This window comes from Streptomyces mobaraensis NBRC 13819 = DSM 40847 (assembly GCF_017916255.1).
In the GTDB taxonomy this organism is placed as follows: Bacteria; Actinomycetota; Actinomycetes; order Streptomycetales; family Streptomycetaceae; genus Streptomyces; species Streptomyces mobaraensis.
Map to the genome: position 1 here is coordinate 4,465,428 of NZ_CP072827.1, position 20,557 is coordinate 4,485,984.

A 20,557-nucleotide genomic window follows, 5' to 3' on the forward strand; every position below is an offset into this window, starting at 1 on the left:
AATCAAGGGTGACCCTTTCGAGGGCGCGGCGGGCGGGGGGCTCGAAGCCCGGCCTGTGGCCGAACGTCCTGGCCTGGCAGTCGCTGCCGTTCGCCGCCTACCTGGCGGCGGCGTTGCTCTACTGGCGCCGGACGGACGACCTGCCGCTCTGGAAGGCGGTCTGCTGGTCTCCCGCCGTGGCGGTGAGCCTGTACCTGAGCTTCGCCGCCGGCTGGCGCGCCCTGTGGCAGATCGTCACCCGGCGCGGGCACTGGACCAAGACCGAACGCGCGGTGGAGGAGCCTGTCACCGGCGGGACGCCCGTTCCCGAGAAGCGGACGGTCGAGGACGCCCGGTCCACGGAGTACGGGTAGGGAGGCGGCCGGGTCCCGTTCGCTCGCCGGGACCCGGCCCGCTCGGCCCAGCCAGGGGGCGGGCGCCGCCCGGAGCGAGCCGGGCGGGGGACGCTCGCGCACGGCCGCGGGGGCCCGCGGTGTCCGGGGCGCCGGAGGCGGAGCCCGTTCCACCGGTCGGCGCCCGGTCACGCGATCACGGTGCCGTTCTGCCGTGCCGTCACGGTGCCTTTCCGCCGTGTGGTCACGGCGCCGATCCGTCGCCCGGCGGGATCGCCTCGTCGGTGCCGTGGCAGGCCGAGGTCTTCTCGGTCGTTCTCCGACCGGCCGACCCGCCGGGCCGGCCGGCAGCCTTCGTCACCGCCGCCCCGTCACCCCGCGCCGCCCGGGCGGCGCCAGTGCCTGTACCTCCGCGTAGGAGGGCGCCGGAAGGCGGTGGTCCGTGGGCCGGCCGTCGCGTACGGCGGTGGCGACGGACACGGCCGCCGCCAGGGCCGTCCGGTAGGGCAGCGAACCGAGGCTCACCCGGCGCACGCCCAGGGCCGCGAGCTCGGCGAGGGTGGGACCGTCCGGCGTGTGCAGGACGTTCAGCGGGACGAGCAGGCCGGCGACCAGCGCGGCGATGCCCTCCGGGTCCGTGAGCCCCGGCGCGAACACGCCGTCGGCGCCCGCCTGTTCGTACAGCGCCAGGCGCGCCGCCGTCTCCTCCCGGCGGACGCCGAGCCAGTGGGTGTCGGTGCGGGCGTTCACGAACAGGCCGGGTACGGCGGCCTTCACGGCGGTGATCTTCGCGGCGTGCAGGTCGGCGGGGGTGAGGGTGCCGTCCGGGCGGCCGTCCTCCAGGTTGATCCCGGCGGCCCCGGCCGCGTGGAGTTCCCGGGCCAGCCGGGCCACCTCGTCCGGGTCGTCGCTGAACCCGCCTTCGGCGTCGACGCTGAGGAGGAACGGACCGCGCCCGAGCCGGCGGGCCAGTGCGAGGGTCTCCCCGGCGGTGGCGGCGGCCCCGTCCGGGAGCCCGGCCGCGGCGGCGACGCCCAGGCTCGTCGTGCCGACCGCCGGGAACCCTTCCGCGGCGAGCGCGGCGGCGGAGGCGTGGTCCCAGGCGTTCGGCAGGAGGAGCGGTGCGGTGCGGTGGTGCAGCCGGGCGAAGGGGGTCGACGGGCGGCCGAGCAGGCCCTCGGCCAGGGCGAGGGCGTGCTCCCGGCCGGGGCACACCCGGGGTTCCGCCCCGAAAGCGAGCGGTACGGGGTGGGTGCGGTGGGCGGCGGCGATGTCCAGGACGACCACGTCGCCCTCGGTGACCTCCCGTCCGGCGACGCGGGTGGCCCGGGTGGCCACTCGCCGCATGCCGCGCAGGGGTGTGTTCTCCCGGATCACCCGCGCCAACGGCTTGTCGCCGCCGGCCGCGGCTTCCACCAGGGCGCTGGTGGCGCAGGCTTGTACGAGGAGGCCGATGAGGTTGGCGGCTTCTTCCGGGTGGGGGGTGTGCCCCGGTCCGCCGTCGCCTGGGGCTGCGCCGAGCGCCGGACGGGCTGAATCCGGCCCGTCCGGCGTGTGAGGACGCGCGCCGCAGGCGCGCTCGGGGTGCGGGGGCTCGCCCCCGCAGGAAACGGTGACATGGGGGTGCCCCCTCTGGGGGAGGTGCCGGGGCACCCCCAACCGCGCCACCAGCCGCCCCACCGCCTCGTCCGCCGCCGGATCCTCCCCGCCGAAGTAGACCTCGGCCACGAGAACCACGTCCCGGGCGACTTCATCCGGCTCCGGCAGCCCCAGCGCCCCGGCGAGGGCGCGCACCACCCGAACCCGCACGTCGCCGCCGCCGTCTCCCAACGCCACCGCCCGCCGCAAGGCGTCGGGCTCCACGCGGGCCAGTTCGGCCTCGACCAGGGCCCGTCGGCGGCGGTGCGTCTCGCCGGAGGAGAAGCGGGCCACGGTGGCCCGCAGCCACGCGACGCTCGCCCCGGCGGGGCCCGGCGCGCAGGCCGGAAGTCCGGGGACGAGGGCGGGGTCGGCGAGGGCGGCCCGGATGTCGGCGGAAGCGCCGAGGACGTGCGTGTGCGTCGTCATGCCCCGACGCTACGGCGGGAACGGTTCGGCGCCCGCCGAACCGTTCCCGCGCCATCATGACGTCATGTCACCTCTCGCCGAGACCGCCGCGCTGCTCGCCGACCGCACCCGGGCCGCCTTCTGCCAGGCCCTGCTCGACGGCCGCGCCTGGACGGCGGGTGAGCTGGCCCGCCACGCGGGGGTACGGCCGTCCACCGCCAGCGAACAGCTCTCCCGCCTCGTCGAGGGCGGCCTGCTGGCCGAGGAACGCCAAGGGCGGCACCGGTACGTCCGGCTGGCGGGCCCGGAGGCGGCCGGACTGATCGAGGCCCTCGCCTCGTACGCCCCCGGCACGCCGCGCCCGGACGGCCTGCGCGCGTCCGGCCGGCTCGGTGCCGAGGCCCGGGCCCGGACCTGTTACGACCACCTGGCCGGCCGGCTGGGCGTGATCCTGGCCGACGCGATGCTCGCCCGGGGCCTGGTGGCCGCCGACGCTGGGCTCGCCGTCACCCCGGCGGGCCGCGCCTGGCTGGCCGACGCCCTGGCCTTCGAACACCCCGCGGGCAGCCGCCGCCCCCTGGTCCGGAGCTGTCTCGACTGGACCGAACGCCGCCACCACCTCGCCGGAGCCCTGGGCGCCGCCCTCTGCGCCACGGCGCTCGACCGCGCCTGGGTGCGGCGCGTCGGATCCGGGCGGGCGGTGAAGGTCACGCCGGAGGGGGCGGAGGCGTTCCGCGAACTGCTGGGGGTGCACGCGGACGCGTAGGCTGCCCCGACGTCCGCGGGCCACCCCGGATGTCACAGGCGGCGCCGCCGTCTCGTCGTAGGGGGAGCGGAGCATTCTCGATCATGGGGGTACGGCGGTGACGGCGGTGACGGCGATGACAGCGGGGGCAGCGGGGGCAGCGGGGGCGACGACCGCGGAGCACGCACCGGAGCGCGGTGGCACGAGCAGGACCGACGACTTCGAGGAACTGCGCCCCCTCCTCTTCTCGATCGCCTACCGCCTCCTGGGCAGCGTGAGCGAGGCCGAGGACGCCGTCCAGGAGACCTGGCTCCGCTTCGCCGCCACTCCGACGCGGCCCCGCTCGGTCAGGGCCTTCCTCTCGACCACGGTCACCCGGATCGCCATCGACGTGCTGCGCTCGGCCCGCGTCCGGCGGGAGGCGTACGTCGGGCCGTGGTTCCCCGAGCCGTTGCTCGCCGACCCCTACGAGGACCCGGAGCGCTCGGCGGAGCTGGCCGACTCCGTCTCGATGGCCGCCCTGTTGCTGCTGGAGCGGCTGAGTCCGGCGGAGCGGGCGGTGTTCGTGCTGCGGGAGGTGTTCGACTTCGGCTTCCCCGAGGTCGCGGCGGCCGTGGGACGCTCCGAGGCGGCCTGCCGCCAGCTCGCCGTCCGGGCCCGGCGCCACATGGCCGACGGCCGCCCGCGCTTCGAGGCGCCCCGCGAGGAGCGCGAGGAGCTGGCGGCACGGTTCTTCGGCGCCCTGCGCGAGGGCGACGTCACCGGCCTGCGCGACCTCCTCGCCACCGACGCGTCGGTGGTCGGGGACGGCGGCGGGAAGACCCCGCAGCTGGCCAGGGCCGTCATCGGCGGCGGGAAGGTGGCCCGGCTGCTCGCCGCCTTCTTCCCGCGCCTGGCGCACGCCGACGTGACGTACGAGCGCACGGAGGTCAACGGGCAGGAGGGTGCCGTCTTCCGCGACCGGGACGGCAAGGTGCTCCAGGTCATGGCGCTCGACGTGCACGACGGGCGGATCCACGCCATCCGCATCGTGCTCAACCCCGACAAGCTCGGGCACGTCGGACCGGTGGCGGACGCCTGGGCCATCCACCACGAGCTGCGCCGCACGCCGAGGGGCGCGGACTGAGGGGCGCCCGGCTGAGGCACACGGACTGATGCGCGGGCTGCGTTACGCGGACGACGCGCGGACTGACGCGCGGGCTGACACGCGGGCTGAGGCGCGCCGGCCGAGGCAGGCGGGCCGACGGGAGCGGGTCTAGGCAGGCGAGGTCGACGAAAGCGGGTCGAGGCAGGCGGGGCCGACGGGGGTGGGTCGAGGCAGGCGGCTTCCCGTCGCCTCCCGCTTCCCACCCGCTACTCCCGCGGTCGCCCGTCCCACCGCCACCGCGTGACCCGTTCCCGGCCCGGGAGTTCGCCGCGGCCCGTGGCCCACAGCAGGGTGGCCCACGGGTCGGTGTCCGCCGGCGCGTCGGGAAACAGGCGGGTGCGCACGCGGGCGCACACGTCGGCGGGCGGGTTCCAGGCCAGGCCGAGGCCGGCCGCGAGGTCGTGGGTGTGGAGGAGCGCCTCGACGGTGCCCATGGCGGCGAAGCCGGCCGGGTCGGACGCGCCGAAGACGTGGTGCGCCCGCACGTCCGGCGGCGCCGTCCTGACCATGGCGACCAGCAGCGCGCCGCACGCTTCCAGCACGTGGAGGAGTCCGTCCGGGCCCGCCGCGCGGTCCGCGTGGATGACGTTCGCCGGCCCGCCCGGACGCCGGCTCTCCCATACGAACGGAACCTCGCCGTCCTGCGGCGGCCGGCGCGGGCCCAACTGGGCGGCGTAGGCGAAGAAGTCGTCGCTCAGGTGCTCGACGGTCTCCCAGCACGTCCACTCCAGGCCACCCGCCGGGCGGTCCCAGGCGGACGGGTCGGCCTGCCGGAGGGCGTCCGACGCGAGCCGTACGACGAGGGCCAGATCGTCGGCGGCGGAACCGGAGGCGACGGAACCGGGCGAGGCGACGGAAGCGGAAGGGGAAGAGGAGGCGGCGGCGGAGGAGGACGTACGGCCGGGAGACGGCGGAGGAGTCACCATGCGGCGAACGTACTGTGCGCACCAAGGCCCCCGACAGCGCGTTTCGCACGCGCGAGCGCGTACCTCGGCACCCCCAGGGCACCCGGGGAAAGGGAGGGCGCCGTCCCGCCCCCACGCGGGACGGTGCCCTTCCGCTTCGTCCAGGCATGCCCCCCAGCAAGCCCTGCCGTCCCCCCAAGAGTCGGCAGAACCGCCTGGACGGCGCCGCGTCGGCGGCGCCCGGGCCGATGTGGAGGCGGCCCGCCTCGGGAGTGTGGGACAAGCGGAACCGCGCCCGCAAAGCCCTTCGGCCCTGGCCGAATACCGGAACCCACGGGGGGCCGGACGATGGATCCCGGGCGTGCTTAACATAAGCGGACGAACGAACCCCTTCGTCCCGTACGTACCCATGCGTGCCATGCGTTCCGTGCGGTCCCATGCGTTCCGCTATGGGGGCGTCCGTGCGTTCAGGCGCCGGCGGGGCCGAGGGGCCCGCTCGTGCCCGTGTCCCCGCACAGCGACCGGAGGGAGGTCGGCCATGACCCTGCGCCTGCACTTCGAGGCGGAGGACCTCGCCCGGGTCCGCGTCACGCCCGTGCCCGACCCGCTCGCGGAGGCCACGTTCAGCCTGCCGCTGCTGCAGAGCCCCGGCCTGGGCGCTACCGCGTTCGACGGCTGGCGGGAGCGGTCGCTGCGCCGGCTCACCCCGGCCGTCCGGCCGCTGCTGGAACTGGCGCCGGCGGGGCTGGACGAGTACGTGCCCGAGGCGTTCATCCGGGTCCGCGGCTCGGCCTCGCTCGACGACAGCCTGCGGGCCACCTGGAGCATGCCGCGCCGGATCTGGACGGCCGACCTGTCCGTCACCGAGGAGTGGCGGCCCGTCGTCCCCCGCTGGGTCGGCGACCTGCACACCGGCGACCGCGAGGCCGCCCGGCTCGTCGACCGGGGGTTCCGCGCCTACTACGACGCCGCCATCGCGCCCTACTGGCCCCAGCTCGCCGCCGCCGCCCACGCGGACCGCACCCACCGCGCCCGCATCCTCGCCGACCACGGCGTCGAGCGGCTGCTCGCCGACCTCCACCCCACCCTGCGCTGGGAGTCGCCGGTCCTGCACGCGCCCTGCACGCTGGACATCGACCTGCGCCTCGGCGGCCGGGGCGTGCTGCTCACCCCGACCTTCTTCCTCACCGCGCCGGTGCTCCGCCTGGACAGCGCCGACCCCGACGCGCCCCTGGAGATCCGCTACCCGATCGCCCGCGAAACGGCCGCCCACCTCTCCGTCCTCACCCCGCCCACCGGCAACGGACGCCCCGGTGAACTCGCCCACCTGGAGGCGCTGATGGGCCGCACTCGGGCCCGCGTCCTCGCCGCCGCCGCGACCGGCGGCAGCACCGCGGAACTCGCCCGGTCCGCCGGCGTCTCCCCGGCCTCCGCCAGTGAACACGCCACCGTGCTGCGGACGGCGGGCCTCATCACGACCCGCCGCACCGGCCCGTCGGTGCGGCACGCGCTGACACCGCTGGGGCGGGCGCTGCTGGAGAACGGGCCGGGGTGAACGGTGCGGGGGACGACGGGCGGGGCGAACGCGCCGGGGCCGACGGGCGGGAGTGAACGTGCCGGGGACAGCGGACCGGGACAGCGGACCGGGGATGAACGGGCCCGCCCGAGAGCGGAGTCACGTCACCCCTCCGCCCATCACCCCTCCGCCCGCTCCACGATCACCAACGTCCCCTGACTGCCCGGCAGTACCGCGTGCGGAGTGCCCGCGGGCACGGTGTACAGCGCACCCGGCCCGACGTCCACCGGGCGCCCGTCGACGGCCAGCCGGAGCAGACCGTCGAGGACGAGCAGCGCCTCGGCCGCCTCGTGCCGCTCCTCCGGCACCGTACGCCCGTCCATCCGCAGCACTTTGATCTGCGCGGTCCCCACCCGCCCCACGACCACCGAACTCCAGGCTTCGGGCAGCCCGGCGGATATACCGGCCATATCGATCGAACCCGCGGATTTCTCAGCGCACATGGGCACACGTCTCCTCCGCGGCCGGCACGGATACGTACACCGGCCGCCGCCGTGGTGATCAGGGATGACGGGAGCGTATGCGCACCGGGTCGTCGACTGGTCGACCGTTGGGCAAAGATCCGGGGGAGGAGCGGACGCGCCCGCGTCCCGGGCGGGTGCCGGTGACGACCGTGGCGTTCCGTTCGTCGCAGACCGCCAGGCGCGGCACCAGCCCCGAGGCGGCGAACAGGGCCATCGACCGCACCGCCTGCCGCTCGCTCGTCTCCATCAGCAGCAGGCCGCCCGGCGCCAGCCACCGGACGGCCTCCGCTGCCACGCGGCGCTGTACGTCCAGGCCGTCCGCACCGCCGTCGAGCGTCACCAGGGGCTCGTGGTCGCGCGCCTCGGGAGGCAGCAGGGGGATCTCGCCGGTGGGGACGTAGGGGGCATTGGCCACCAGGACGTCCACCCGGCCCTTGAGGTGGGCGGGAAGCGGGGCGTAGAGGTCGCCCTCGTACACCCGGGCCGCCGGCCCGAGGTTGCGCCGGGCGTAGTGGACGGCGGCCGGTTCGACGTCGGCGGCGTGCAGTTCGACGGTGCCCAGGGCCGCGGCCACCGCCGCGCCCACCGCGCCGGAACCGCAGCACAGATCGAGGACGACCGCGCCGGGACGGGCCGCCGCGACGGCCCGCTCGACCAGGAACTCGGTACGGCGGCGGGGGACGAACACCCCGGGGCCCACGGCGACGCGCAGCCCGGCGAACTCGGCCCAGCCCACCACGTGTTCCAGGGGGACGCCGGAGACCCGCCGTTCCACGAGGGCGTCGAGCGCGGCGGCGGAGTCCGCCGCGGAACTCGCGGCCGAGCGGAGCAACTCGGCCTCCTCCTCCGCGAAGACGCACCCCGCGGCACGCAGCCTGGTGACGACGGAGGAAAGGGAGGAAAGGGAGGAGGGGGAGGAGAGGGAGGGAATCGAGGAAAGGGGGGATGGTATCGACATGAGAGCCTTCCGGGGAATCAGAAGGGCACTCCCGTACGCCGTGTCGCCTACGCGGCGACCGCACTCTTCCGGAGGGGGAGCACCCGACCTGCCACTGCGGTGATCGGTCCCACCTCCTCGGGTCGTACGTGGTCCTGGCCGGCGTCACTGTACCCGACCCGCTGCCTGACGGGCCGTCCGGTGGCCGGCCGGCCCTCCGGGAGTGCTGCCCAGGGGGCCGGAACGCCCTCGTCCACCGGTCCTTCAGGGCAGTTCGCGCCGGACGAGCGCCCGCGCGAACGGCTCACCGGTCCGGCGGGCGTACGTCATGCGCTCCCGGACCTCGAAGAGGGTGCGCGGACGGTAGCCGGGGCCCTCGTCGCAGCAGTCCGTATGGAATCGGATGCCCGCGTTCAGGAGAACGGAGAGGGTGCGCCAGCCCGCCGCGTCCCGGCGGCGCGGCGGCTGGAACGCGGCCCCCGCCTCGATCATCGGCTCCGCGCAGCGCGGACAGCGCCGCGCCGGCTCCGCGGGCCCGAGTCGCGCCTGCTTGAAGGAGGCCCGGCAGGGGAGGCAGACGTGTGAGGTCTTCGCGGGAGGCGTGGGGAGGAGGGTAGGCGTGGTCGCGCGGCGGGCGCCAACGCTTTGGCGGCGGGCGGTGGTTGCGGGCGGCCGGTCAGCCCAGGGTGCCGCGCAGGGCCGCGAGCGTCGCCCCCGCGCCCTCGTCGTTCTCGGCGGCTTCCTCCAGGGCGGCGGTGAGGGTGGCCTCGTACGTCGCGGTGGCGGCGGCGTGCCGTGCGCGGCCGGCCTCCTCAAGGACGGTGTAGACGCCGCGCTTGTCGTCCGGGCAGACGTCGCGGTACGTGAAGCCGGCCGCGTGCAGCCGGCCGACCAGGCGGGTCACGGAGCTCTGGTTGAGCCCCAGCCGGTCGGCCAGTTCCTGCATGCGGAGTTCGCTCCGGGGCGCGGCGGCGAGGAAGCCCAGCGCCCGGTACTCGGAGAGGCCGAGGCCGTGGTGGCGCTGGAGCGCGGTGCTCAGCCGGTGCTCGACGTGGGCGTGGAGGGCGAGGAAGCGGTGCCACATCCGGACGTCCGCCGAGGGCACGGGCGGTGAGGCGGGACCGGCCGGACGTACGGACTCGGAAGCCTTGGCGGACCCGGAAGCCTTGGTGGACTTGACGGGCGCGGTGGACGCGGCGGACTTGACTGACTCGGCGGACTCGGTGGGCCTGGCGGTCGGTGCGGGCATCTGCGGCTCCGGAGCGGTGAGGGCGGTGGGGACGGCTCGATGGGGACGGCTGTGGCGGCTGTGGGGTGACGGCGGTCGGCGACAGGGCAGCGTTGACACAAGGTTACTTGCACATGCATGCTTCTGCCTGTCCCCAAGAGCATGCACGTACATGCAACTACACGCGTCGGTCATTCGCCAACGCCCGGAGGAGCCGGAACCATGGCCTGGATCTACCTGCTCATCGCGTCCGTCTTCGAGGTCGTCTTCGCCCTCGCCACCAACGCCACCGAGGGCTTCACCCGGTTGGGGCCCTCGCTGCTCACCGCCGGGGCCGCCGCGGGCGGCATCTTCTTCCTGAGCCTGGCGCTCCGGACGCTGGACGTCGGCGTGGGCTACACCGTCTGGACGGGCATCGGGTCCGTCGGCACGGTCGTCCTCGGCTCGGTGATCTTCGACGAGGCGGTCAACGCCTGGAAGGTGCTCGCCTTCGCCCTGATCATCGGCGGGGTGCTCGGACTCAAGCTCGCCGACGGGTTCGGCGGGTCCGGAGAAGCGGGCGCGGGCGGGGAAGCGGACGCGGGCGGCGAGGACGCGTCCGCCACCCGGCGTCGTACCCCGGCCTCCGCCTGACCTCGCCCGACCCACCCGCCCCTCACCCACCCCCCCCGTAAAGGAGCGCCGTCATGGCCTGGGTCTTCCTCGCCGTCGCCATCGTCTTCGAGATCGCCTTCGCGCTGGGCACCAACGCCACCAAGGGCTTCACCCGGCTCTGGCCGTCCGTCTTCACGATCCTCGCCGCCGCCGGCGGCATCTTCACCCTCAGCCAGGCGCTCAGGACCCTCGACGTGGGCGTCGGCTACACGATCTGGACGGGCATCGGCTCCATCGGCACCGTCGTCCTCGGCGCCGTCCTCTACAAGGAGAAGATCACGCTGCCGAAGCTGCTCTCCTTCGCGGCGATCATCGCCGGGGCCGTCACGCTCAAGCTCGCGGCCGGCGCCTGAGCCCCGGCGTACGGGGTGTGACCTGCGCCCCTGTGCTGTATGAAGATCTCGAAAACACTTGTCGATGGCCGAAAAGCGTACCTAGGGTCGCGGAACCGAGCTCCGTGCCGAAGAGGCGGCACGGCTCGTCGGCACGGATCGAGAAGGGTTCTGTTGCATGCAGCCACCGACAACGGGCGGGACGACGCCCGCCGAGCCCGTGGACGCCGTTCCCGGCAAGGGCGGCGCGGGGATCGCGGAGCAGGCCGGGCCGGCCGGGCACGGCGCGGAGGCGGCCGGCGGGGCCGCGACCGCGGAGGGCTACAAGCGCGGACTCGGCACCCGGCAGATCCAGATGATCGCCATCGGCGGCACCATCGGCACGGGCCTGTTCCTGGGCGCCGGAACGGCCATATCCCAGGCCGGACCCAGCCTGATCATCTGGTACGCGGTGGCCGGCGCCGTCCTGTTCCTGGTGATGCGCGCGCTCGGCGAACTCCTCACCCACCGCCCGGTGTCCGGCAGTTTCGCCGAGTACGCCCGGGAGTTCCTCGGCCCGTTCTGGGGGTACGCGACCGCGTGGACCTACTGGATCATGTGGGTCACCACCGGCATGGCCGAGATCACCGCTGCGGGGCAGTACGTCAAGTACTGGTTCCCCGGGGTGGAGCAGTGGCAGACGGCCCTGGTGTCGCTGGTGGTGCTGCTGGCCGTGAACATGATCTCGGTGAAGGCTTTCGGCGAGCTGGAGTTCTGGTTCGCGCTCATCAAGGTCGTCGCCATCGTCGCGATGATCCTCGTCGGCCTCGCCGTCCTGGTCGTCGGCTTCGGCGACGTCGGTGACACCGCCTCCGTGACCCACCTGTGGAAGGACGGCGGCGTCGCGCCGCACGGCGTCCACGACTCGCTGATGACGCTTCAGATCGTCCTCTTCGCCTACCTCGGCGTCGAACTCGTCGGCGTCACCGCCGGCGAGGCGGAGGACCCGCAGAAGAACATCCCCCGGGCCATCAACAGCCTCCCGGTGCGCTTCGGCCTCTTCTACATCGGCACCCTGATCGTCATCCTCTCCGTGGTGAGCTGGGCCGAGTTCAGCCCGGGTGTGAGCCCCTTCGTCGCCGCCTTCGCCAAGATCGGCATTCCGGCCGCGGCGGGCATCGTCAACTTCATCGTGCTCACCTCCGCACTGTCCTCCTGCAACGCGGGCGGCCTCTACTCGACGGCCCGCATGCTGCGCACCGCCTCCGTCAACGGCCACGCGCCCAAGGCCCTCTCCCGGCTCACCGGCCGCGGCGTCCCGGCCCCCGCCCTGTGGGTGTCGGCGGTCGTCATGGGACTCGGCGTCCTCATCAACGCCCTCGACCCGGAGCACGCGTTCGCCTACATCACCTCGGTCTCGACGGGCGGCGCCATCCTCGTCTGGAGCGTCATCCTCGTCACCCACCTCCGCTACCGCCGGGCGGTCGCGGCGGGAGCGGCGGAACCCTCCCCGTACCGCCTCCCCGGTGCCCCCTACACCAACGTCCTGGCGCTGGCCTTCTTCGCGTTCGTGACCGTCCTCATCGCCTGGAGCGCGGACACCCGCATCGCCCTCTACGTGATGGGCGTCTGGATCGTCCTGCTGCTCCTGGGCTGGGCGGTCCTGCGGCGGGGGAGGACGACGACCCGGGCCTGAGTGCGCGCCGGACACCCGTCCGCCCGCGGGCGCGTCCGGCCTCGTGCGCCCCGGCACCCATGCCGGGGCGCACGGCGTTCACGCCCAGCGCCACACGGACGCCGCACTCGCCGTGGACGTCCTGCAACAGCGCGCCGGCCACGGCCGGTTGGCCACAACGCAGCAGTACTGCCGCAGTCAACCGGAGGAACGCGAAACGAAGAACCCATGGCGGCGCGCGCAGCCGACCGGCAGCTGATCAGCCGACTGGACACGAGCCGCTCACCGCGGCCGACGAGGGGGGCGGCGGGACGGCGATCACGCCGGGGCCCACCGGACTCACCGGGACGCCTCGGGGCCCACCGCGCTCACCGGACTCACACGCCCGTAACCCCGTCCACCGCCTCCCGGAGCAGATCCGCGTGCCCGTTGTGCCGCGCGTACTCCTCTATCAGGTGGATGAGGATCCAGCGCAGGGACACCTCCTGCGAACCCAGCCACTTCCCCTCATCCGGCGACAGCCGCCCCACGTCGTCCAGCGACGCGTCCGCGATCAGCTCCCGGCCCACCGCGATCTCGGCCCGCCAGGCGGCCAGGGCCTCGTCCAGCCCCTGCGCGGGATCGAGACCGAAGCCGGCGTCCGCCGGGAACTCCGGCACCGTCCGGCCGGCGAACACCCGCTGGAACCAGTTCCGTTCCACCAGCTCCATGTGGCGGACCAGGCCCAGCAGGGACATCGTGGAAGGCGTGACGGAGGTGCGGCGCACCTGCTCGTCGTCGAGACCCCGGCACTTGGTCTCGAGCGTCGCGCGCTGGAAGTCGAGCCAGCTTTCCAGCGTCTCGCGCTCACCGGCGAGCGGGGGCGGAACAGGGCGGCCATCGGGTGTCGTCGTCATGACGTCACCTTCCCACGCCCCACTGACAATCGGCCGATCCGTCCGCCTCCCCGAACGTCCCCGCAGGTCAAGGCGTTACAGCCGCTCCACGACGTAGTCGACGCACGCCGTCAGCGCCTCGACGTCCGCCGGGTCGATCGCCGGGAACATGGCCACGCGGAGCTGGTTGCGGCCCAGCTTGCGGTACGGCTCGGTGTCGACGACGCCGTTGGCGCGCAGCACCTTGGCCACGGCCGCCGCGTCGACGTCGTCCGAGAAGTCGATCGTGCCGATGACCTGCGACCGCTTGGCCGGGTCGGTGACGAACGGGGTGGCGTGCTTGGACGCCTCCGCCCAGCCGTAGAGGGCGCGGGCCGAGGTGGCGGTGCGGCGGACGGCGAAGTCCAGCCCGCCCTGGCCGTTCAGCCACTTCAGCTGCTCGTCGAGGAGGAACAGGGTGGCGAGCGACGGGGTGTTGTATGTCTGGTTCTTCAGCGAGTTGTCGATCGCGGTGGGCAGCGAGAAGAACTCGGGGACGTGCCGGCCGGAGGCGTGCACCCGGGCGGCGCGCTCCAGCGCGGCGGGGGAGAAGACGCCGATCCACAGCCCGCCGTCGGAGGCGAAGGACTTCTGCGGAGCGAAGTAGTAGACGTCCGTCTCGGCGATGTCCACGGGCAGGCCGCCCGCGCCGGAGGTGGCGTCCACCAGGACGAGCGCCCCCTCGTCCGCCCCCGCCACGCGCCGGATCGGCATGGCGACGCCGGTGGACGTCTCGTTGTGGGTGAGCGCGTAGACGTCGGTGCCGGGCTCGGCGTGCGCCTCGGGGTGGGTGCCGGGGTCGGCGGAGACGACGGTCGGCTCCGCGAGCCAGGGCGCGAGCTTCGCGGCCTTGGCGAACTTCGACGAGAACTCGCCGAACGAGAGGTGCTGCGACTTGGACTCGATCAGGCCGTGGGTGGCGATGTCCCAGAACGCGGTGGACCCGCCGTTGCCGAGGATCACCTCGTAGCCGTCGGGGAGTGAGAACAGCGCGCTGATGCCGTCGCGGACCGATCCGACGAGGTTCTTCACCGGCGCCTGGCGGTGGGACGTACCGAGCAGGGAGGATCCGGTGGCCGCCAGGGCGGCGAGCGCCTCCGGGCGCACCTTGGACGGGCCGGCGCCGAAACGGCCGTCGGCGGGCTTGATGTCGGCGGGGATCTGGATGTCAGCCACGGGGGCAGCCTAATCCGTCGAACGGCCGCGGGTGGAGGAATGTCCAGCGGCTGAGACGTGCGTTCGGGCAGGTGTGGACGCGTGGTTGAGGGAGGTGAGGGGCGGCGAGGGGTGGTGTGAAGGGCGGGGCCGGAACCCGGTGCGGAGCACCTGCCCCGAGCGCGGAGCGCGCACCCTGACCTATTCTCATTCTCGCAATAGTCGCGAATCCCGATAAGACGAGGAGGCCCGGTCCCCTTGGCGACGCCCCAGGCGGCCTGGACGCGCGCGGTGCTCACCCTGTGCCTGCTCGGCGTCCTGGACCGCGAGGGTCCGAGCTACGGCTACGCGCTGCTCGGCCGGCTGCACGCGGCCGGTCTCGACGCGGTGAAGCCGGCCACGCTCTACCCCGCGCTGACCCGCCTGGCGGAGGAAGGCGCCGTCGACGTTCGGTGGACGGCGGGCGAACAGGGGCCCGGCCGCAAGTACTACGGCCTCACCGACGAGGGCCGGCGCCGTCTCGCCGAGCAGCGCGCCGCGTGGACCGCCTTCCACGGCACGGTGACGCGACTGGCGGGAGAAGGCGGGGGAGAGGGACCGGCAGCGGAGCCGGAGCCGGAGACGGAGCCGGGACCGGGAGAGGAACCGGAAGGGGACGAGGCATGACGGCGACCGCGGACATCCGATGGGAGCGGAAGGACGACGAGGACTGGGCCGCCGCGTTCGAGTTCCACCTGGTGATGAGGCACCTCCCGCCGCGGGAGGTGACCGAGCGGGCCCTCGCCGACGTCCACGAGGCGGTGCGTGAGGCGGGCGGCTCGGTGCGGGAGCTGTTCGGCGACCCGTCCGAGTACGCCGACGCGATCGCGGGCGAGGCCGCCGGTACGTCGCCGGCCCGGGCCGGCCTCGACGGCGTGACGGCGGGCGAACGGTTCGCCCACACCCTCCTGGTGGGCGCGCTCGTCGGCGGCGGCCTCGCCGCGCTGTGCTGGTTCGAGGACGGGCTGTGGCTCGGCTTCTCCTGGGCCTCGCTGACGGCCGTCGTCACCGTCGCCACCGCCGTGCTGCTGGTCTGCGGCGCGGTCGCGCTCCGGACGGCGGGTCGGATACGGGCCGTGTGGGCGGCGCTCGCCGGGTCCGTGGCGGTCGTCGCGGGCGGCTCGTTCGCGATGTCCGTCCTGCCGGAGCGGCATCTGTTCACGCTGCCGGCGCCGCTGCTCGTCGCGGCCTGCGCCGCGCTGGCGGCGGGCGCGCACCGCCTGTCCGCGGACCGATTCGACACCTGGTTCGCCCCGCCCCGGCCGCGCGGCGCCGAGGCGTGGCTCCGCCGCCTGGAGGGACTGCTGCGGGGGCGGCACGGGATGTCCCGCGGGGAGGCGTACGAGCATGTGGCCGAGGCCCGTTCGCACATCGGCGAAAACCCGGTCGCGCTGCGGGAGTTCGAAGACGTCGAGGCGTACGCGGCGGCCCTCGCCGCCGGCCCGCGCCGGGCCCACCGGGCGGAACGCCGCAAGGCCCTCGGCGCCGTCGGCTTCGCCGTGGCCGTCGGCCTCGGGAGCTTCGACATCCTGCGCGCGGCGGACGTGTCGTCGTTCTGGTTCTGGTCGGCGGCGGTGGCGCTGGGCTTCGCGGTCGCGGAGGCGGTCGTCTCCTTGCGGAGAGCGGCCCGCGGCCGTCGCGGACGGGCGTGAGGGCGCCGCACCCACCCACGGATCCCCCTCCCTGCCGACCGACGCGCCCCGCTACGGTCTCCGGATGACCGAACCCGACGCCCTCTCCACCACCCGCGAGGCATACGACGACATCGCCGCCACCTACGCGGACCTCTTCCGCGACCATCTGCGCGAACGCCCCCTGGAACGCGCCCTCCTGAGCGCCTTCGCCGAGCTGGTGCGGACGAACGGCGACGGCCCGGTCGCCGACCTCGGCTGCGGGCCCGGCCACATCACGGCCCACCTCCACGAGCTGGGCCTGCACGCCTTCGGTGTCGACGCCTCGCCCACGATGATCGAGCTGGCCCGTGAGGCGAGCCCCGCCCTGCGGTTCGAGATCGGCCTGATGGCCGCCCTGGACATCGAGGACGGCACGCTCGGCGGCATCCTCTCGCGCTGGTCCGTCATCCACACCCCGCCCCGGGACCTGCCCGCCGTCCTGGCCGAGTTCGGCCGGGTCCTGGCCCCCGGCGGACACCTCCTGATCTCCTTCCCCGCGACGGACGCCCCGGACGACGAACCGCAGCCCTACGACCACAGGGTGGCGACGGCCTACCGCTGGTCCCCGGACCGCTTCTCCGCCCTCCTCCGCGAGCACGGCCTGACGGAATCCTCCCGCCTGCTGATCGAACCGGAACCCACGGACCGCCGGCAGTTCCGCGAGGTCCAACTCCTGGCGCGGAAGGCGTAGCCGGCTGTCACGGCAGCCCACGGACGAGCGAAGGCCGCCGACGCGATCGAGGATGTCGAAGGCTGGAGCGAAACCGCGCTTGCCGTGGCCATGGTGCGCGCCGGCGTGCCCGGCGACATCGCCGCCGAGCTCGCCAAGGCCATCATGATGGTCGCTGTGTGATCGGGAAACGCTCTTCGGCGGCACCCTGGCTTCAGGGGCCGGGGCGCCGTTCGCGGGTCTCGTCGGTGGAAGGAGAGAGCGGTGGACGACAGCCCTCAGGCCGATGACGACATCACCTGGGCTTCCCTCTCCGGGTGGGATAAAGCCGTGGCCGCTTTCGGAATGATCGGTCTGGCCTTCGGGGTCGGCACCGCCCTCCTCGCCGTTCTGCTGCTTGTTCTCCTCGCCGTCGCCGCCGCGTCGTTCCGCTTGGTGGAAGCCGACGGGACCGGCACCCTGTTCTGGGGAGTGGCGCTGCTGCTGCCGTGCAACGTCCTCGCGGCGCTGTTCACTTGCCCCCTGCGGTGGGGGATCCGGCTCACCGCTCTCGCCACGCGAACCAAGAAGGCGGCGGAGGCCGTGCTTTCCATGGTGACGACCTTCCTCGCCGTCTTGTTCACCGTGCACGTCACTCCTGGCCTGCGGGTGCACCGGCCGTGGCTCCCGGCGCTGCTGACCGCCTTGCTCGTGGCCCTGGCCAACGTGGGAACCAGGGCAATGGAGAAGCGCGCGGGGAAAAGGGTCCCCTGAGTCACGGCCACCGGGCAGACCTCAGCGGCGGGGGGCGGATTCCGCCGAGCCGCCCCGGGGCAGCGCCCACAGCAGGAAGCCGAGGAGGCTGAACCCGGCCCCCAGCGCGCACACCGCCCCCCAGCCCGCCGCCGCGTAGAGGGAAGTGGCGGCGAGGGCGCCGACAGCGCTGCCGATCGAGTAGAAGACCATGTATCCGCCGATCAGCCGGCTGCCCGCGTCCGGGTGGAGCGCGTAGATCAGGGTCTGGTTGGTGACGTGGACCGCCTGCACGGCGAGGTCGAGGAGGACCACCCCGACGACCAGCGCCCAGAACGAGTGGCGGGTGAGGGCCAGGGGCAGCCAGGAGGCGGTGAGCAGGGCCAGGGCGATGCCGGTGGTCCGCCGGGAGAGGCCGCGATCGTTGAGGCGCCCGGCCACGCTCGCGGCGAGGGCACCGGCGACACCGATCAGGCCCAGCGCCCCGATCGCGCTGTGGGACAGGTGGTACGGGGCCTCGCTGAGCGGCAGCGCGACGCTGCTCCACAGGGTGCTGAAGGAAGCGAACACCAGCAGACAGAACGCGGCCCGGAGCCGCAGGAGCCGTTCCCGGGCGAAGAGGGTGAGGGTGGAGCGCAGGAGCGGCCCGTAGCGCAGGGGCGTCGGCGGGGTGGCGCCGCGGCGCGGCAGCACGCGGTGCAGGACGAGGGCGAGCAGTGCGGTCAGTGACGCCGACGCGACGTAGACCGAGCGCCAGCCCGCGAGGTCGGCGAGGAGGCCCGACGCGGTGCGCGCGAGCAGGATCCCGACGACCACACCGCTGGTGACCAGACCGACGACCCGCCCGCGCCCGGCGGGTGGGGCGAGGGAGGCCGCGAACGCCACCAGCGTCTGGGTGACGACGGCGAGCAGCCCCGTCGCGGCCATGCCCGCCAGCAGCACCGCCGCCGAGCGCGCGGCGGCCACCAGGGCCAGCGCCCCGACCAGGAGCAGCAGTTGGGCGACGATGAGCCGTCGGCGGTCGGCGATGTCGCCCAGCGGCACGAGGAAGAACAGCCCCAGCCCGTACCCGGTCTGCGTGAGCGTGACGACGCTGCCGACGAGCGCCGGGCTCATGGCGAGGTCGTGGCCCATGGTCACCAGGAGCGGCTGGGAGAAGTAGACGTTGGCCACGGCCGCGCCGCAGGCCACGGCGAAGAGGAGGACGAGGCCGCGGGAGAGGACGAAGGCGGGTTCGTCGCGGGATCGGGACTCGGTTCGTCGTGTCGCGGCTTCGCTGTTACCGGGCATCGGCCCCCCTTGAGGCGACTGGTTGCAAGTTACTACCGGCGTGACGCTAGCCCGCTTGGTAGCATGTTGCAACCGGATTGGATGTGCCGGTCTGAGAGAGTCCGCCCGAGAGCGCCGACGTGAGAGCGCCGGCCTGAGAATGAGGGACGCCATGGTCACCAGGACCCGCTTCGACGACAGCGAATGCCCCGTCGCCCGCTCGGTGGACGCGATCGGCGACTGGTGGTCCCTGCTGATCGTCCGCGACGCCTTCGACGGGAGCCGGCGCTTCGGTGAGTTCCAGCGCAGCCTCGGCGTCGCGAAGAACATCCTCACCGCCCGGCTCCGCACCCTCGTCGCCGGCGGCATCCTGGAATCCGTCCCCGCGTCCGACGGCAGCGCCTACCGCGAGTACGTCCTGACCCCGAAGGGCAAGGCGCTCTTCCCCGTCATCGTCGCGCTGCGGCAGTGGGGCGAACAGCACTTCTTCGCCCCCGGCGAGCCCCACTCGGAGCTCCTCGACCGCCGCCGGGAACGCCCGCTGCGCCCGCTGGAGGTGCTGTCCGCGGACGGCCGCAGGGTGGACCCCGACGACACCGTCGTCCACAAACTGCCCGCCTCGTGACCTGAGCCGGGGTGGAGGCGGGCAGGACGGCTGCCGGGTCGGGATTCGGTCGAGGGCCCCCCCGGGGGAGGCCCTCGACTCACACGCCTACGCCGGCCACCCGCCGTACGGGACGGTGATGAGCTCCGTGGCGTGCCCCGACGGATCCATGAAGTACACGCCGCGACCGCCGTCGTTGTGGGACGACGCACGAGCGAGCCCGTCGAAAAAAGGAGTTGATCGAGGCGGTGCCTTGCGGCTACGTTCATGGCGGACCGCGAAGCCGTCGTATGGAGGTGAGACCCGTGAACGCAATAACCCGTGGGTGCTCCCTCATTCCGTCACGGTCCGGCGGCTGACGTTCGGCGTCGCCAGGAGCGCCTGAGACCGAGGCACTCCTGAGGAGACTCCGATGAACACAACACCTTCCCCCTCCCGCCTGAGCGAGAACGCGGTGGTGATCACCCGCGTCGCCGACAGGCAATGGCACGCCCTGGACGACGACCTGGTGGTCGGCCGCGGATACGCGGAACGCCGGGCCGACGGGCGCCTGTTCGCCGGCATCGACGCCTGGCACGCATCCGTCTTCGACCGGCTCGCCGCGGCGATGCTGCCGGAACTTCCCACTCCGCTGTACACGGTCGTCGACGAAGCCGACACCGGACTGACGGCGGCATGGCAGCGGGCCGGGTTCACGATCCGGCGCCGCGAGTGGGAGTACACCGTGCCGACCGACCCGCGGACCACCGGGCTCGGAACGGTCCCGCCGCCCGCGGGGGTGACGATCGTGCCCGCCGGGCAGGCCGACGAGGGCCTGCTGCGGGCGGTGGACCGCGCGATCCGCGACGAGGTCGAGGCGACCGTCGGGTGGCGGTCGATGCCCGCGGAGGTGATTCCCCGTCCCGCAGACGACACCATCGTCGACCCGTCGAAGTACGCGGTGGCGGCGACCCCCGACCGCTACCTGGGCCTGATCCGGGTGGTGACGGTGAACCGGCCGCGCATCGGCCTGCTCGCCGTCCGGTCCGACGAGCGGCGGCGCGGCGTCGCGCGGGCGCTGCTGGCCCATGCGCTGGAGACGCTGCACCACTCCGGGTACGCCGAAGCCTGGACGGAAGTCCAGGAGTCCAACGCGGCGGCGACGGCGCTCTTCGAGAGCGTCGGCGCCCGGCCGATGAGCAGCAACCTGGAGCTGGAGCTCGGATCGGAGCTGGGCCGATGACGAGGAACAAGAACGTGATCGAGGTCGAGGGCAGGGTCGTCGAGTGCCTGCGCAGCGCCATGTTCACGGTGCGCCTCGACAACGGCCACCAGGTGCTCGCCCACATCAGCGGGAAGATCCGCAAGAACTACATCAAGATCATGCTGGAGGACCGCGTACTGGTGGAGCTCCCGCCGTACGACCTGACCCGCGGCCGGATCGTGTTCCGCTACCGGAACTGACCGCAGCCGGCGGTCGTCCGCACGTCCTCCACCCTCCC

General features: G+C 73.8%; 22 protein-coding genes and 2 pseudogenes. 14 read left to right on the forward strand and 10 right to left on the reverse strand.

Annotated elements, in window-relative coordinates:
* Positions 1-8 precede the first annotated feature (8 nt).
* Positions 9-353 (forward strand): hypothetical protein, encoded by a 345-nt coding sequence (locus tag J7W19_RS19270; protein WP_004955398.1) that lies wholly within the window; start codon positions 9-11, stop codon positions 351-353.
* Between the two features lie 336 nt (positions 354-689).
* Here the strand turns inward: J7W19_RS19270 and J7W19_RS33025 are convergent, their stop codons facing one another.
* Entirely contained in the window at positions 690-2,399 is a 1,710-nt protein-coding gene (locus tag J7W19_RS33025; RefSeq protein WP_004955400.1) for an isocitrate lyase/phosphoenolpyruvate mutase family protein, read from the reverse strand.
* Positions 2,400-2,463: 64 nt separating this feature from the next.
* Between J7W19_RS33025 and J7W19_RS19285 the strand changes: the two genes are divergently transcribed.
* A complete protein-coding gene (locus J7W19_RS19285; protein ID WP_040892648.1) occupies positions 2,464-3,144 on the forward strand; it encodes an ArsR/SmtB family transcription factor in 681 nt (226 codons plus the stop codon).
* Positions 3,145-3,259: 115 nt separating this feature from the next.
* Complete coding sequence (locus J7W19_RS19290; RefSeq protein ID WP_078588280.1) at positions 3,260-4,249, forward strand: RNA polymerase sigma-70 factor; 990 nt, start codon at positions 3,260-3,262, stop codon at positions 4,247-4,249.
* Positions 4,250-4,476: 227 nt separating this feature from the next.
* Here the strand turns inward: J7W19_RS19290 and J7W19_RS19295 are convergent, their stop codons facing one another.
* A complete protein-coding gene (locus tag J7W19_RS19295; protein ID WP_004955035.1) occupies positions 4,477-5,196 on the reverse strand; it encodes a maleylpyruvate isomerase N-terminal domain-containing protein in 720 nt (239 codons plus the stop codon).
* Between the two features lie 517 nt (positions 5,197-5,713).
* On the opposite strand from J7W19_RS19295, the gene J7W19_RS19300 reads away from it, so the two are divergent.
* Positions 5,714-6,730, forward strand: a complete 1,017-nt coding sequence (locus tag J7W19_RS19300) for a helix-turn-helix domain-containing protein (RefSeq protein WP_004955034.1) — start codon at positions 5,714-5,716, stop codon at positions 6,728-6,730.
* Between the two features lie 140 nt (positions 6,731-6,870).
* On the opposite strand, the gene J7W19_RS19305 is transcribed toward J7W19_RS19300, so the two are convergent.
* The 4 genes and pseudogenes from J7W19_RS19305 to J7W19_RS19320 all read right to left on the reverse strand — a co-directional run bounded on the left by J7W19_RS19305 (position 6,871) and on the right by J7W19_RS19320 (position 9,401).
* Complete coding sequence (locus J7W19_RS19305; protein ID WP_233478136.1) at positions 6,871-7,161, reverse strand: cupin domain-containing protein; 291 nt, start codon at positions 7,159-7,161, stop codon at positions 6,871-6,873.
* Between the two features lie 91 nt (positions 7,162-7,252).
* Entirely contained in the window at positions 7,253-8,173 is a 921-nt protein-coding gene (locus J7W19_RS19310; RefSeq protein WP_078588279.1) for a putative protein N(5)-glutamine methyltransferase, read from the reverse strand.
* A 243-nt stretch (positions 8,174-8,416) separates the two neighbouring features.
* Positions 8,417-8,746 (reverse strand): annotated as a pseudogene (locus J7W19_RS19315) (deoxyxylulose-5-phosphate synthase); the annotation flags it as partial.
* 82 nt (positions 8,747-8,828) lie between these two features.
* The gene (locus J7W19_RS19320) at positions 8,829-9,401 is read right to left on the reverse strand and encodes a MarR family winged helix-turn-helix transcriptional regulator (protein ID WP_004955027.1); all 573 of its coding nucleotides are present in this window, start codon (positions 9,399-9,401) and stop codon (positions 8,829-8,831) included.
* A gap of 201 nt (positions 9,402-9,602) precedes the next feature.
* Here J7W19_RS19320 and J7W19_RS19325 point away from each other — a divergent pair, with 201 nt between their 5' ends.
* The 3 genes from J7W19_RS19325 (at position 9,603) to J7W19_RS19335 (ending at position 12,041) form a co-directional block, all read left to right on the forward strand.
* Positions 9,603-10,013, forward strand: a complete 411-nt coding sequence (locus J7W19_RS19325) for a DMT family transporter (RefSeq protein WP_004955023.1) — start codon at positions 9,603-9,605, stop codon at positions 10,011-10,013.
* A gap of 53 nt (positions 10,014-10,066) precedes the next feature.
* Positions 10,067-10,387, forward strand: coding sequence for a DMT family transporter (locus J7W19_RS19330; protein WP_004955019.1), 321 nt, complete (start codon positions 10,067-10,069; stop codon positions 10,385-10,387).
* A 157-nt stretch (positions 10,388-10,544) separates the two neighbouring features.
* Complete coding sequence (locus J7W19_RS19335; protein ID WP_078588278.1) at positions 10,545-12,041, forward strand: amino acid permease; 1,497 nt, start codon at positions 10,545-10,547, stop codon at positions 12,039-12,041.
* A gap of 356 nt (positions 12,042-12,397) precedes the next feature.
* On the opposite strand, the gene J7W19_RS19340 is transcribed toward J7W19_RS19335, so the two are convergent.
* On the reverse strand, positions 12,398-12,916 hold the full coding sequence (locus tag J7W19_RS19340) for a DinB family protein (RefSeq protein WP_004953477.1): 519 nt from the start codon (positions 12,914-12,916) through the stop codon (positions 12,398-12,400).
* 75 nt (positions 12,917-12,991) lie between these two features.
* A complete protein-coding gene (serC, locus tag J7W19_RS19345; protein WP_004953478.1) occupies positions 12,992-14,110 on the reverse strand; it encodes a phosphoserine transaminase in 1,119 nt (372 codons plus the stop codon).
* Positions 14,111-14,347: 237 nt separating this feature from the next.
* On the opposite strand from serC, the gene J7W19_RS19350 reads away from it, so the two are divergent.
* The 4 genes from J7W19_RS19350 (at position 14,348) to J7W19_RS19365 (ending at position 17,224) form a co-directional block, all read left to right on the forward strand.
* Positions 14,348-14,755 carry a PadR family transcriptional regulator gene (locus J7W19_RS19350; protein WP_004953480.1) on the forward strand — a complete coding sequence of 136 codons (408 nt, stop codon included), beginning with the start codon at positions 14,348-14,350 and terminating at the stop codon, positions 14,753-14,755.
* The gene (locus tag J7W19_RS19355; protein ID WP_004953481.1) at positions 14,752-15,780 is read left to right on the forward strand and encodes a hypothetical protein; all 1,029 of its coding nucleotides are present in this window, start codon (positions 14,752-14,754) and stop codon (positions 15,778-15,780) included. Before J7W19_RS19350 ends, J7W19_RS19355 begins: the two co-directional genes overlap by 4 nt.
* 64 nt (positions 15,781-15,844) lie before the next feature.
* Complete coding sequence (locus J7W19_RS19360) at positions 15,845-16,492, forward strand: class I SAM-dependent DNA methyltransferase (RefSeq protein WP_004953483.1); 648 nt, start codon at positions 15,845-15,847, stop codon at positions 16,490-16,492.
* Between the two features lie 243 nt (positions 16,493-16,735).
* Positions 16,736-17,224, forward strand: coding sequence for a hypothetical protein (locus J7W19_RS19365; RefSeq protein WP_004953486.1), 489 nt, complete (start codon positions 16,736-16,738; stop codon positions 17,222-17,224).
* Between the two features lie 21 nt (positions 17,225-17,245).
* Here the strand turns inward: J7W19_RS19365 and J7W19_RS19370 are convergent, their stop codons facing one another.
* Positions 17,246-18,493, reverse strand: coding sequence for an MFS transporter (locus J7W19_RS19370; RefSeq protein ID WP_004953491.1), 1,248 nt, complete (start codon positions 18,491-18,493; stop codon positions 17,246-17,248).
* Positions 18,494-18,644: 151 nt separating this feature from the next.
* Here J7W19_RS19370 and J7W19_RS19375 point away from each other — a divergent pair, with 151 nt between their 5' ends.
* Positions 18,645-19,097, forward strand: coding sequence for a winged helix-turn-helix transcriptional regulator (locus tag J7W19_RS19375; protein ID WP_004953493.1), 453 nt, complete (start codon positions 18,645-18,647; stop codon positions 19,095-19,097).
* Between the two features lie 87 nt (positions 19,098-19,184).
* Here the strand turns inward: J7W19_RS19375 and J7W19_RS33030 are convergent.
* Positions 19,185-19,280, reverse strand: a pseudogene (locus tag J7W19_RS33030) (VOC family protein); the annotation flags it as partial.
* A gap of 208 nt (positions 19,281-19,488) precedes the next feature.
* Between J7W19_RS33030 and J7W19_RS19380 the strand changes: the two are divergent.
* Positions 19,489-20,298: a GNAT family N-acetyltransferase gene (locus J7W19_RS19380; RefSeq protein WP_004953500.1), complete on the forward strand. Its 810-nt coding sequence runs from the start codon at positions 19,489-19,491 to the stop codon at positions 20,296-20,298.
* Positions 20,295-20,519, forward strand: a complete 225-nt coding sequence (gene infA, locus J7W19_RS19385) for a translation initiation factor IF-1 (RefSeq protein WP_004953503.1) — start codon at positions 20,295-20,297, stop codon at positions 20,517-20,519. The genes J7W19_RS19380 and infA overlap by 4 nt, the downstream gene beginning before the upstream one ends.
* The last annotated feature ends 38 nt before the right edge of the window (positions 20,520-20,557 follow it).